Here is a 12156-nt window from a genome sequence, read left to right as displayed (position 1 = left end):
GCATGGAGGTACTCCTGCACCCGCCGGATCGCTACCGGAGCCAGCCCGCCACGAACCGTCGGCAACGCAGGCGCCGCCTCGGTATGGTGGCGATAAGCGTGGAGGATCAGCATCCAGGCACCGTGAGAGAGCGCCAAGCGGTCGATGCCGTGCTGCCACTCAAGCTGCATCAGCTGACTCTGCACCAGCAATGCCGCCTTCGGATCGTCGATAAAGGTCTTGTCCAGCAGTTGCAGGTGACGCCCCTCGCGGTCGCACACCTCCTCGGCGATGCGGGTCAGGTGGGCCGGGGTAAAGTAGAGGTGGAAGAAGCGAAACTCCTCGCGCACCAGCCATTCGGATCTGTGGTGATCCGGCATGATGCACACCTTGCCGGTGCCGCCACAACCGCCCGGCCCGTCGAGCCGCTCGGTCTGCTCGCCCCCCTGCAGATAGACGCTCAGGGTGTGGTGGCCCGGCTTGTGGTAGCGGGTCTGATCGTAGCAGTTGCGCCAACTGGCGACGCCCAACCCAGGCTCCAGCCAGCAGGAGTCCTCCAGCCGGGCGCCGGTGCTGACCAGTGCGTCGAATACCCCTGCCGTTTTCATCTGACGCTGACTCTCCCTGACGCTCCCGGCAAGCCCATCCTGCCGTCCGCTCATCTTACCGGCTGACGCCCGGGATGACAGCGGCGCACAAACAAAAACCGCAAGATGGTGCAAGCCAGCAAGCCCCTGCCCACCCCATGCTGGAATACAAACCTACCTACTTGTGGAACAACCGATGAACCTTCTGCTCTATCTCGCCACCGTACTTATCTGGGGCAGCACCTGGATTGCCATCGCCTGGCAGCTTGGCCCCATTCCCATCGAGGTATCGGTGCTCTACCGCTTCCTGCTGGCGGCGGTAGCGCTGTTTGCCCTGCTCACCGCCAGCGGCCGCTTTCCACGCCTTCCCTGGCATGGCCAGCGTTACGCGGCGCTGCTCGGCGCCCTGCTCTTTTCCACCAACTTTCTCTGTTTCTACCACGCGACCCGCTATATCCCGAGCGGCATGTCAGCGGTGATCTTCGCCAGCGCCAGTATCTTCAACGGCCTCAACCTCTGGCTGTTCGAGGGCAAACGACCGAGCCTGCGCTGGCTGCAAGGGTCGCTACTGGGGCTCTTTGGCACCCTGCTGCTGTTCTGGCCGGTGCTGGCGGATGCGCAACTGGGTGCAAACGGCTGGAAGGGATTGCTGTTCGCCTGTGGTGGCACCCTCTGCTTTTCGCTGGGCAATCTGGTCTCGGCCCGTGGCCAACGCCACGGCTACCACGTGCTGCAGATGGTGCCCTGGGGCATGGTTTACGGCGTTGTGCTGTTGCTGGGCTGGGTCACATTGCTCGGGCAGCAGCTGGTGGTGCCCACCGACAGCCACTATCTGGCGGCCATGGTCTACCTCGCCCTGTTTGGCTCGGTCATCGCCTTTACCGCCTACCTGACCCTGGTGGGGCGCATCGGGGCCAGCAAGGCCTCCTATGCGACCGTGCTCTTTCCGCTGGTGGCACTCACTCTTTCGACCTTCTATGAGGGATTTGTCTGGCAGCCGGTGTCGGTGGTCGGGGTGGTGGTGAGCCTCATCGGCAATCTGGTGATCTTCGCACCGCCCTTGAAGAGCTGGCGCATTGGCCCGTTCAAGGCGGCAAACGACACTTGCTCCTGAGCGAGCCAGCCCCTAAGGTAACGCAGATCCAATCTGCAGATGGCAAGGGGGCGAGATGTTACTGGAAGGGCTGGAGACGCTGAGCCTGCTGGCAAGTGAAGGAACCATGGCCAAGGTGGCCAGCCGCCTCTATATCAGCCAGTCGGCGGTGAGCAAGCGCATTGCCCAGCTGGAGCAGCGCCTTGGCAAGAAGCTGATCGAGCCGGAGGGGCGCCAGATCCGCCTCACCCCGCAGGCGCTGGAGCTGCTGGAGCGGGTAGCGCCGAGCCTGGCCGAGATGAAGGGAGTGCTGGCCGACAGCCAGGATCTGGCTGATCACAGTCCCCTCCCCATCGCCTGCTCCGAGACCCTGCTGGCCGGTTATCTCGCCCACTTCATGCGCGGCTACCTTGGCCGCGACCCGCATCTCGCCCTCTCCACCCACCACACCCCGGTCATTCTGGCGCGGGTGCGCAGCGGCGATGCCCTGCTCGGCATCTGCGCCGGTCGCCTCCCGCCCGGCCATGGCCTTGGCGCCGAGCAGCTGTTGGAGGAGCCCTTCTATCTGGTTGGGGAAGCACAGCAGAGCCTGCCCCCTGCCGCTCAGGGTAGCGGGCGCAAGATCCTCACCATGGATCTGGAGAACCCTGCCAACCGCTATCTGCGCGAGCCCCTCGCCGCCCTCGGGCTGGAGCCCGCCATGGAGCTCGACTCCTATCTGGCACTGATCGAGCTGGCAAAGGCCGGTATCGGCCCCGTGCTGCTGCCCGCCGGTCTGCTGGCGCTGGTGGGGGAGCAGGGAGAAACAGCCCGCCTGCTGCCGGCACTCGCCCGCCCGCTGCATCTGGTCTACCGGCCAAACAGCCTCAAACGCGAGCGCATTGCCAAACTGGTCAACGCCCTGCGCAAACACTTCAGCCATTACAGCGACACACCGCGCTAGCGCTGTAAAACACCAGATATGACAACGGGGCCCGAGGGCCCCGTTAACAATGCTGATGTAGCAAGCAAGGTGTACATCAGATCCAGGCAAACAGCTCGGGATACTGGCTCCACACCAGCTTGGCGGACATCAGCAGAGAGACGGTCACCAGCAGCGGCTTGATCAGCTTCACCCCTTTTTTCAGCACCATTTTGGAACCAAAACGGGCACCCACGAATTGTCCCAGCGCCATGCAGAAACCGACGCTCCACACCACCTTGCCGCCGAGGGCGAAAAACAGCAGGGAGGCGATGTTGGAGGTGAAGTTGAGCAGCTTGGTGTGGGCGGTGGCACGCGCCATGCCAAAGCCTGCCAGCGCCACGAAACCGATGGCGAAAAACGAACCGGTACCCGGGCCGAAGAAGCCGTCATAGAAGCCGACCCCGCCCCCCACCAACAGCGCAAACAGCATGGGGGTCAGGCGGCGGGAGCTCTCGGCATCGCTCACCCGCGGCGAGAAGAAGAAGTAGCAGGCAAAGGCCATCAGCAGGAAGGGGAGCAAGCGCTCCAGCACGGCGGCGTCGATGGTCTGTACCGCCAGCGTGCCCACGGCGGCGCCGATAAAGGTGCAGATCACCGCAGGCCAGATCATGGCCCACTCCAGCAATCCTCTGCGGGCGTAGAACCAGGTGGCGGAGAAGGAGCCGAAACTGCTCTGCAGCTTGTTGGTGCCGAGCACCAGCGCGGGGGGCATGCCGGTGGCGAGCAGGGCCGGTACCGTCAACAGGCCGCCGCCACCGGCGATGGCATCGATAAAGCCGGCGATGAGCGCCACGCCAAACAGGGCAAACAGGGTAACCAGTTCCAATTCCATCCATAGACCTCACGGGATTGGGTTGCCCGACACAAGGGCAACCGGGGGGAGAATAAACATGCCGGGCAGAGGGGCTGCACTGACTGCCGCTTATCCTAACGGGCCAAAGTCCATGAATCTAACGAAACAGTGGCAGCCAATTGATTCCTGATTTTCACTAATTTGAGCTCTCACTCCCCTGCCCCTCGGCTCAGGCGGCGCTTTGTGGTACCGGAGACTCCGCTTCCGATCCCTTGATGGCGGTCAGAGCCGCCAGCAGCGGCGCCTCGTCATCGCCGGGGAAACGGCTGACCCGACCGGCCATGTAGCGGCGGCTGAAGAGATTGAACCAGTGCTGCAGCGCCTGCCCCGCCTTGAGCTCCCCCGCCACTTCCAGCACACAGGCCGCCACCTCGGCGGTGCAGAGGTGCTCCTCGCTGTTGGCGACCCGCATGCCGTAGGTGGAGAGCGCATCGGGCTTGATGGCCAGCACCGGAAAACCGTCGAGATAGGGGCTCTTGTTGAACATCTTGCGCGCCTCGGGCCAGGTGCCGTCGAGCAGGATAAAGAGCGGCTTCTTGCCGGGCGCCAGCGTCACCTCGCCGGTCAAACGGGCCGGCTCCTTTTCACAGGCGGGAAAGACCACATAGGGCTGCCAGGCGGGATCGGCCAGCAAAGCCAGCAGCTCGGGATGGGGTTCAGTGCGCGACCAGAGAAAGGCCCAGGTGCTATCCGGCAATACATCAGCGATCAAGCGGCCGGTGTTGGAGGGCTTCATCGGCTCGCTGTCGTACATCAGCAGGCAAAAGCCCGCCTCCGCTTTGAGCTCGGGGCGCCACTCGCAGGCACACCAGTCCTCGCGCAGCTGACAGGCGGGGCAACGGGCCAAGGTGCCGCCACGGGCGAGAAACGGTCGGGTAGAGATACTCTTACGCCAGGCCCGCAGGCGGTTGACGGCGTGATCAGGAACAGGCTTCATCTTGTTGCGTCACAAACAGAGGGATATCGTCAACGGCGGCGCCAGCGGCCCGCCACAAAGGGGCTGGATTGTACCCAGTTGCACGGCGATGGAACAGCATTCACTGTTCCTTTCGCCAATTCCCACGTCCCGCAAAAAGGCTCAGGACTCCTGACAGGTGCGCAGCAGCTCCAGCAACAGGCTACCGTCACGCAGTGCCTTGTGCACCTGCACCGAAGTGGGCTTGGTAGGATCTTCGTAGAAGTGGGTGGATTCGATCTGCAGCCGCACCAGATATTCGGCCGGCAATTGACTCGCCAGAGACTGATGCAACATGGGGAACAGTAGCCGATCGGCACGGGTGATCTCGCCTCCCAGCAGCAGCTTGCCCGGATTGAGCAGACAGATGAGGTTGGAGAGCACCCGCGACAGGCGCCCCGCCGCCTGATGGAGAATGTCCTGACAGAGGCTATTGCCCGCCAACGCCAGCTCGCACAGCTCGCGAATGGTGACGCACTCCGGCAGGTCGTGCTCCTGCATTCGCTCACGCAGATCCCGGTATTGCGCCTCCAGCGCCTGATTGGTCACCAGAGTGCAGGCGCAGCCAAAGCCACCGCAGTAGCAGCGCTGGCCATAGGGTTCGAGCTGCAAATGGCTGAGATCGCCAAGCAGCGCGTTTTCGCTCTCTATGAGCTGGCCATTGACCACCATGCCGACCCCGATGTCGTTGTGAACGAACACCAGCACCGCATCGGCGCAATTCTTGGCGGCCCCCCACTCGCGCTCGGCCTGGATCCAGGTGCGCACGTCGCCGCTCACCAGCACCGGCACCGCGAAGGCCTCCTGCAGGGTCGGCCCCAGCGGCCAGTTGCGCAGGTCGTAGAAGGGGAAGTGCTTGACCATGCCGGAGTGGCGCTCTACTTGTCCCGGCAGACAAAGGGCGATGCAGGCAAGGTTGAGGGCCTTTTTTGGCAGGAAGCTGCGAATGGCGTGAACCAGGCTATCCAGCAGTTCGCCGCGCTCGGCCTCGGTAAAAATGTGGCGATGGCGCGCCAGTGAACGACCGGTGAAGTCGAACAGCGCCATGTCCACATAGCCACGCCCCAACCGCATGGAGAGAAACTGGAAGCGGCGCTCGTTGATGCGCAGCAAGGTCTGGCGACGGCCACGCCCCACCGAGCTTTCGCCACAGGTGACCACCAGCCCGCTGTCGAGCAGCTCGCGGGTGATCTTGGTAATGCTGGCGGGAGAGAGACCAGTCAAGCGGGAGAGATCGGTGCGCGACAACTCCTTGTGCTCTTCCAGGCTGGCATAAACCAGGCCGTAGTTGAGCTGGCGGATCAAGTCGATACTACCTTTCACGATCTCATTCATAGGCTATGGGGCAAACGCAGACACAGAGGGCGGCAATTTTCACACATTATTGGTCAATCCCCAAATAAAGTGCGGCCTGAACCGGGGTTCAGACCGCATCTTGTGGCACTCGTCACCTGACAAGGCAGGATCAATAGCGGAACTGGGAGACCAGTTTGCGCAATTTGTCGCCGGTATTGGCCAGATCGCGGGTGGTGCTGTTGGACTCGACCGCCGCGCTGGTCAGCTCGCTGACAATCTGCTGGATGGCCACCAGATTCTTGTTGATCTCCTCGGAGACCGCGTGCTGCTCCTCGGCGGCCGTGGCGATCTGGATGTTCATGTCGTTGATGGTGCTGACCGCCATCACCATGCTGTCGAGGGAACTGGCGATGTGGCTCGCCTCCTGAACCGTCTCCTGACTGCGCTCCTCGCTCGCCTGCATCACATCTACCGCCTGCTTCACCCCGCTCTGCAGACGCTGGAGCATCTCGTTGATCTCCTTGGTGCTCTGCTGGGTACGGCCGGCAAGGGAGCGCACTTCGTCTGCCACCACCGCAAAACCGCGGCCCTGCTCGCCGGCACGGGCCGCTTCGATGGCGGCGTTCAGCGCCAGCAGGTTGGTCTGCTCGGCAATGCCGCGAATGACCTCCACCACAGAGCCGATTTTGCCGGTCTCCTGCGCCAGCTGCTCGATAACGCCGGAGGCGGTATGTACCTCGCCCACCAGCCGGTTGATGCTGTTGATGGCGGTGCTCACCACGCCGCGCGCCGCGTCGGATTCGCGGGCCGCATCGCTGGTAGCACTGGCCGCATTGGAGGCGCTGGCCGCCACTTCCTGTGCGGTCGAGCTCATCTCGGTCACCGCGGTGACCACCTGATCGGTCTCCCGGCTATGGCCGTGCATCTGCTGGTCGTAGTGCTCGCTCAGGTGATGCAGCTTGTCGACGGCGCTGAAGAGGTGGTTGCTGGTCTCCCCGACCTGACTCACCACCGACTGGATCCGCTCGACGAAGCGGTTGAAGGCGCTGGCCAGCTGACCAATCTCATCCTTGCTCTGCACCTTGAGGCGCTGGGTCAGATCCCCCTCGCCGTTGGCGATATCGTTCAATGCCAGCACCGCATCTGCCAGCGGTTTGCTGACCCGGTTGCCAACGATCACGGTTGCCACCAGAGTGACACCCAAAATCACCAGGATCACCAGCACCCCGACCTGCAGCGAGCTGTTCATCTTGCTCTCCCGCTCGGAACGCAAGGTGGCCAGTTCGTTGTCGATATCGTCGATATAAAAACCGGTCCCTATGATCCACTGGTATTTGTCCAGCACCAGGGTAAAGGCCAGTTTGGGCGCATCACGACCGATGGAGGGCTTGGCGGTCCAGTATTCGGTAAAGCCATCCCCCTGACGGGCCGACTTGAGGATCTCCTGGATCAGGAACTTGCCCTTGGCATCCTTGTCATTCCAGCGATTTTTGCCCTCCAGTTCGGTGCGAACCGGCAGCAATATTGTGTTGCCCTCAAAGTCATAGACAAAGAAGTAACCGTCGCTGCTGTAGCGCAGCGGTCTGAGCAACTCTTTGACCTTTTGCCGATTCTCCGGCGAATCAGGCAGGGAGTAGACAGCGTTGATGGCAGTCTGGGCCATCATGATGTAACTGCTGAGCAGCGCCTTGCGATCCTTGATCGCCTTCTCCCGCGCCACCACCAGATCAGACTCCAGATCACTCCTGGAAACCATATAGTTACTAAGGTTGACCGCCAGAGCCATCAGCAGCACGGGGAGCGCTCCGAGTAACAGAATTTTCTGCTTTAACGTCATTTTTCACATCCTTGCAGCTGTTTTTATTGGAATTCCTTGCCCAATCATCAGTATAGGTGCTGGCAGTTCACGGCTCGCTTTCGTTACAATTCCCTTCAAATAAATCGGCTAATCCGTGAAAAACATGACTCTTTGCACTTGCGGTTCCAACCTTTCTCTCGATCTGTGCTGCGGTTCACTCCACGGCGGCGCTCCCGCCCTCACCCCCGAACAGCTGATGCGCTCGCGCTATAGCGCCTTCGTGCTGGGTCTGGGGGATTATCTGGTGCATAGCTGGCACCCCGACTATCTGGGTGATCTGACCGCAGAGCAGCTCTCCCAAACCGATACCCAATGGGATGGCCTCGAGATCATCGCCAGCCAGGGCGGCCCCGACGACACACTCGGCATGGTGGAGTTCAAAGCCTGGTTCGTGGAAGGCGAGACCCGTCACTGCCTGCATGAACGTTCCCGCTTCGTGCGTTATGAGGGCCGCTGGGTCTATACCGACGGGGAGATAGATCCCGTCACGCGCCGAATCGGGCGCAATGATCCCTGTTCCTGTGGCAGCGGCAAGAAGTTCAAGAAGTGTTGCGGCAATTGAGGCTGACTACTTAAATGAATCTGTAACGCGGGAGCATCGGGATCATGATCCATGACACAACAGACTCAGCAGTCACCCTTCAAATCGATCAAGGATCGCATCAAGGCCAATAAGGAGAAGGGCATCTCCATCCAGGGACCCGATGTCATGGATTATCTCTATCCCGCCAGCAAGGTGGGGATCGAGGTGATCACTCCGACCGGTCAGCTGCGCTCCCTGCCTGCCGTGCTGATCGGCGCTGACAAGGCGCGCATCATCTATTTCAGCCTGCCCGCCACCACCCCGGCGGATGCCGCACTCTACTGTCAGCCGGGTTACCGGCTCACAGCGGCCATCATCTGCGAGCGGGGCGTCGGAGCCATGCTCTGCTTCGAGGGTTTTATCGAGCAGTTCAACAAGCAACCCCAGCTCTTCACCATGCGTCAACCAGAGAGCATGACCCTGTTCAAGATCCGCAAGGAGATCCGCTACCCCATCAGCTGTGAGGGGATCGCGCTCTTTGCCCAGCATCCGCTCAACATTCATCTGGTCGATTTTTCGCTGGCAGGTTGCGCCTTCAGCACCCACCATCAGGCGCCGACCATCCCCCTCAACCACTCGCTTGAGCTGCGTCTTGATGCCGCCACCAACAGCGGGATGTCCTACCAGCTGACCGGCACAGTGCGCAACCAGCGCCAAATCAACAACTACCCCGTCTACGGCATGCAGTTCGACGCAGCCGGCTTGCAACAAAGCGAAACCTTTTTGAAGCACCTCGAATTCAATGGCCACCAGATGGTCGTTCGCACTCAAACTGGCGCCGTTGCAAACATCGCCATGGGCCACTCAGCCCCCTGAAAGGGGCTATTGTCAGGCCGATCCCGATCACACTTCTGAGCATTAACGGTCGAAAATGTTCGATCACGCTCATTTATTTGGTCTGAATCAAACATTTTACTCACGGTTAACGTCAAACTTCTCATCAATGTGAGTAGCGAGACCGGCACCAATGCAAAGAATAACTACACAAGTCGTCATCATAGGCGGCGGGGCCACCGGGGCAGGCATCATGCGCGATTGCGCACTGCGCGGCATTGACTGCATTCTGCTCGAGCGGGACGATATCGCCGCTGGCACCACGGGGCGCAACCACGGCCTGCTCCACTCGGGAGCACGCTACGCGGTGACGGATCAGGAATCCGCCCGCGAGTGCATTCAGGAAAACCGCATCCTCAAGCGGATTGCCAGCCACTGTGTCGAGGACACCGGCGGCCTCTTCCTCACCCTGCCGGAAGATGACATCAATTTCCAAACCACCTTTATGGATGACTGCGCCCTGGCCGGGATCGAAACCCGCCAGCTCGATCCCCGCGAAGCGCTGCTGCTCGAACCCAACGCCAACCCGGCGATGATCGGCGCCATCCATGTGCCGGACGGCACGGTCGATCCCTTCCGCCTCGCCGCCGCCAACGTGCTGGACGCGAAAGAGCATGGCGCCCGCATCTTCACCCACAGCAAGGTGCTGGGGCTCTTGCGCACGCAAGATCGGGTGCACGGGGTCAAGGCCATCAACACCCGCACCGGCGAAGCGTTCGAGGTGGAGTGTCAGGAGGTGATCAACGCCGCCGGCATCTGGGGCCAGCAAATTTGCGAATATGCCGATCTCGGCATCCGCATGTTTCCGGCCAAGGGCTCCCTGCTCATCATGGATTACCGCATCAACCAGCTGGTACTCAACCGCGCCCGCAAACCGGCGGATGCGGACATTCTGGTACCCGGCGATACCATCTCCCTTATCGGCACCACGTCGAGTCGCATCGATTACAACAAGATTGACCAGCTCACCGTCGAACCCGAAGAGGTCGAAGTGCTGCTGCGCGAGGGGATCAAGCTTGCCCCCATCATGGCGCGTACCCGTCTGCTGCGCGCCTACGCAGGCGTTCGCCCGCTGGTGGCGGTGGATGGCGACGAGAGCGGTCGCAACATCAGCCGCGGCATTGTGCTGCTCGATCACGCCGAACGTGACGGTCTCAAGGGCTTCAACACCATCACCGGCGGCAAGCTGATGACCTACCGCCTGATGGCTGAATGGGCCACCGATCTGCTGGCCAAAAAGCTCGGCAACAGCAAGCCCTGCCGCACTGCCGAGCTCAATCTGCCCGGCTCGCGGGATCCGGAGAAAGTCTCCGCCCCGGGGCTCTCGGTACCTGCCGAAGGGTCGGCCCAGTACCGCCACGGTGAGCGGGTCATCGCCTTTTTCCGCGACAATCCCAAGGCCAACGCCCTCATCTGCGAGTGCGAGATGGTCACTGCGGGCGAAATCGAATATGCCCTGCGCGAGCTCGATGTGGACAACCTCATCGATCTGCGCCGCCGCACCCGTCTTGGCATGGGCCCCTGCCAGGGCGAGCTCTGTGCCTACCGCGCAGCCGGCCTGATGCAGGAGTACGGCAAGGCCGACGGCCGTCAGGCCTGCGTCATGCTGCGCCAGTTCCTAGAGGAGCGCTACAAGGGCACCCGCCCGGTACTGTGGGGCGATGCCCTGCGCGAGGCCGAGTTCACCTACTGGATCTACGAGGGGCTGTTTGGCCTTGGCGAGTGGACCACACCGCAGCTGGTCACCGATGCGCCACGCGCCCCCGGGCAGCACAATGCCACTCAGGCCACTGAGAAGGAGAGCCGTCATGAAGTTTGACAATATCGTTATCGGCGGCGGCATGGCGGGCCTCTCGGCTGCCCTGCGTCTGGTGGAAGCGGGCCAGAAGACCCTGCTGATGGCCTCAGGCCAGAGTGCCCTGCACTTCTCCTCCGGCTCGGTCGACCTGCTGGAGAGCGAGGGGGATCCCCGCGCCGCCCTGCCCGCCTTTATGGCGGCCCATCCGGATCACCCCTATAGCAAGGTCGGAATGCAAAATATCGAGGCGAGTCTGGCCGATCTGCAGCGTCACTGCGCCGAGCAGGGGCTGCCGCTGGTGCGCCACGAGACCAACCATGAGCGCCTGACCCCCATCGGCACTCTCAAGCGTACCTGGCTCTCCCCCGATACCTGCGCCTGCGTGACCGACGCCCCCATTCCACAGAGCCTGCTGCTGGCGACACTGGAAGGCTTTCGCGACTTTCATCCGGCACTGGCGGCGGCCAATCTGGCGACTCATCCGCGCTTCGCCCACTGCCGCATTCTGACCGGCGAAATCCGCCTGCCCCAGCTGGCAGAGTTCAGCCGCAATCCCCATGAGTTTCGCTCTGCCGACATCGCGCGCCTGTGTGACAAGCACCATCTGGTGGCCGATCTGGCCAACGAGATCAGTCGAATGGTGCAGGAGAGCGGCGTGCCCGACTGCCGCAATATCGTGCTACCCGCCTGCCTGTCGCTGGGGCTGGTTGGCCCGCGTCTGGCGGAGCTGGAGCAGCGTACCGGCTGCACCATCAAGGAGGTGGCGACCATGCCGCCATCACTGATCGGGATGCGGATGCAGGAGGCGCTCAAGCGCCGCTTCATGGCCCTTGGCGGCACCTTCCTCACCAGCGAGCGGGTGCTGGGCGCCCGTTACGAGGGTGATCGGGTGGTCGGCGTACATACCCAGAATGGCGATGATCAGCTGTTTGAAGCGGACAACTTTGTACTCGCCTCCGGCAGCTTCTTTAGCCGCGGGCTGGAGTCCCGTCTGCGCGGCATTCGCGAACCCATCTTCGATGCCGATGTGCTGAGTCTTGAGGAGCGCGACGCCTGGGCCGGTCGCCGCCTGTTCGATCACCACCCTTTCATGGGTTTCGGGGTCAAGACCGACGACCAGCTCAGAGTGCTGCGCGATGGCAAGCCGCTCGCCAACCTCTATGGCGCCGGCAGCGTGCTGGCTAACTATGACCCCATCAAGGAGGGGTCAGGGTCAGGTGTCGCGGTTGCCACCGGCTGGCAGGCCGCCGGCCATATTCTGGGCGCCGCCCAATGATTACTTCGTCCCATATCCCGTGCCTTCACACCCTACGGGAGGAGAACTGACATGCTACTGGATCATGCCAATCAAACTTT

Annotated in this window: 11 protein-coding genes; 6 read left to right on the top strand and 5 right to left on the bottom strand. The window is 62.1% G+C overall.

Annotated elements, in window-relative coordinates:
* The coding region (locus AACS24_RS00570; protein ID WP_258223041.1) for an AraC family transcriptional regulator at window positions 1-587 on the bottom strand (587 nt) is incomplete at its 3' end.
* A gap of 175 nt (window positions 588-762) precedes the next feature.
* On the opposite strand from AACS24_RS00570, the gene AACS24_RS00565 reads away from it, so the two are divergent.
* On the top strand, window positions 763-1680 hold the full coding sequence (locus AACS24_RS00565) for a DMT family transporter (RefSeq protein WP_108572068.1): 918 nt from the start codon (window positions 763-765) through the stop codon (window positions 1678-1680).
* Window positions 1681-1735: 55 nt separating this feature from the next.
* Window positions 1736-2602: a LysR family transcriptional regulator gene (locus AACS24_RS00560; protein ID WP_108572067.1), complete on the top strand. Its 867-nt coding sequence runs from the start codon at window positions 1736-1738 to the stop codon at window positions 2600-2602.
* Between the two features lie 76 nt (window positions 2603-2678).
* Here AACS24_RS00560 and AACS24_RS00555 read toward each other — a convergent pair whose 3' ends face one another.
* The 4 genes from AACS24_RS00555 to AACS24_RS00540 form a co-directional block, all read right to left on the bottom strand.
* Entirely contained in the window at window positions 2679-3455 is a 777-nt protein-coding gene (locus AACS24_RS00555; RefSeq protein ID WP_043851743.1) for a TSUP family transporter, read from the bottom strand.
* 190 nt (window positions 3456-3645) lie between these two features.
* On the bottom strand, window positions 3646-4413 hold the full coding sequence (locus AACS24_RS00550; protein WP_108572066.1) for a tRNA-uridine aminocarboxypropyltransferase: 768 nt from the start codon (window positions 4411-4413) through the stop codon (window positions 3646-3648).
* A 141-nt stretch (window positions 4414-4554) separates the two neighbouring features.
* Window positions 4555-5505 carry an ROK family protein gene (locus AACS24_RS00545; RefSeq protein ID WP_441296539.1) on the bottom strand — a complete coding sequence of 317 codons (951 nt, stop codon included), beginning with the start codon at window positions 5503-5505 and terminating at the stop codon, window positions 4555-4557.
* A 391-nt stretch (window positions 5506-5896) separates the two neighbouring features.
* Complete coding sequence (locus tag AACS24_RS00540) at window positions 5897-7564, bottom strand: methyl-accepting chemotaxis protein (RefSeq protein WP_108572064.1); 1668 nt, start codon at window positions 7562-7564, stop codon at window positions 5897-5899.
* Between the two features lie 124 nt (window positions 7565-7688).
* Here AACS24_RS00540 and AACS24_RS00535 point away from each other — a divergent pair, with 124 nt between their 5' ends.
* The 4 genes from AACS24_RS00535 to glpB all read left to right on the top strand — a co-directional run bounded on the left by AACS24_RS00535 (window position 7689) and on the right by glpB (window position 12076).
* The gene (locus AACS24_RS00535; protein WP_108572063.1) at window positions 7689-8147 is read left to right on the top strand and encodes a YchJ family protein; all 459 of its coding nucleotides are present in this window, start codon (window positions 7689-7691) and stop codon (window positions 8145-8147) included.
* A gap of 51 nt (window positions 8148-8198) precedes the next feature.
* A complete protein-coding gene (locus AACS24_RS00530) occupies window positions 8199-8984 on the top strand; it encodes a PilZ domain-containing protein (protein WP_108572062.1) in 786 nt (261 codons plus the stop codon).
* A 151-nt stretch (window positions 8985-9135) separates the two neighbouring features.
* Window positions 9136-10821, top strand: coding sequence for an anaerobic glycerol-3-phosphate dehydrogenase subunit A (gene glpA, locus AACS24_RS00525; RefSeq protein WP_108572061.1), 1686 nt, complete (start codon window positions 9136-9138; stop codon window positions 10819-10821).
* Window positions 10811-12076, top strand: coding sequence for a glycerol-3-phosphate dehydrogenase subunit GlpB (gene glpB, locus AACS24_RS00520; protein ID WP_108572060.1), 1266 nt, complete (start codon window positions 10811-10813; stop codon window positions 12074-12076). The genes glpA and glpB overlap by 11 nt, the downstream gene beginning before the upstream one ends.
* Window positions 12077-12156: the final 80 nt, after the last annotated feature.

The sequence above is a fragment of the Aeromonas sp. HMWF016 genome, assembly GCF_963878195.1.
Classification (GTDB): Bacteria; Pseudomonadota; Gammaproteobacteria; order Enterobacterales; family Aeromonadaceae; genus Aeromonas; species Aeromonas lacus.
Note: the sequence above shows the minus strand (reverse complement) of the source record. Positions and strands in the feature narration are given on the sequence as shown.

Bases quoted from the DNA above. Each gene is read 5' to 3' on its own strand.
- AACS24_RS00560 (WP_108572067.1), top strand. From the start codon at position 1,736: ATGTTACTGGAAGGGCTGGAGACGCTGAGCCTGCTGGCAAGTGAAGGA.
- AACS24_RS00550 (WP_108572066.1), bottom strand. From the start codon at position 4,413: ATGAAGCCTGTTCCTGATCACGCCGTCAACCGCCTGCGGGCCTGGCGT.
- AACS24_RS00535 (WP_108572063.1), top strand. From the start codon at position 7,689: ATGACTCTTTGCACTTGCGGTTCCAACCTTTCTCTCGATCTGTGCTGC.
- AACS24_RS00530 (WP_108572062.1), top strand. From the start codon at position 8,199: ATGACACAACAGACTCAGCAGTCACCCTTCAAATCGATCAAGGATCGC.
- AACS24_RS00540 (WP_108572064.1), bottom strand. From the start codon at position 7,564: ATGACGTTAAAGCAGAAAATTCTGTTACTCGGAGCGCTCCCCGTGCTG.
- AACS24_RS00555 (WP_043851743.1), bottom strand. From the start codon at position 3,455: ATGGAATTGGAACTGGTTACCCTGTTTGCCCTGTTTGGCGTGGCGCTC.
- AACS24_RS00545 (WP_441296539.1), bottom strand. From the start codon at position 5,505: ATGCGGTTGGGGCGTGGCTATGTGGACATGGCGCTGTTCGACTTCACC.
- glpA (WP_108572061.1), top strand. From the start codon at position 9,136: ATGCAAAGAATAACTACACAAGTCGTCATCATAGGCGGCGGGGCCACC.
- AACS24_RS00565 (WP_108572068.1), top strand. From the start codon at position 763: ATGAACCTTCTGCTCTATCTCGCCACCGTACTTATCTGGGGCAGCACC.
- glpB (WP_108572060.1), top strand. From the start codon at position 10,811: ATGAAGTTTGACAATATCGTTATCGGCGGCGGCATGGCGGGCCTCTCG.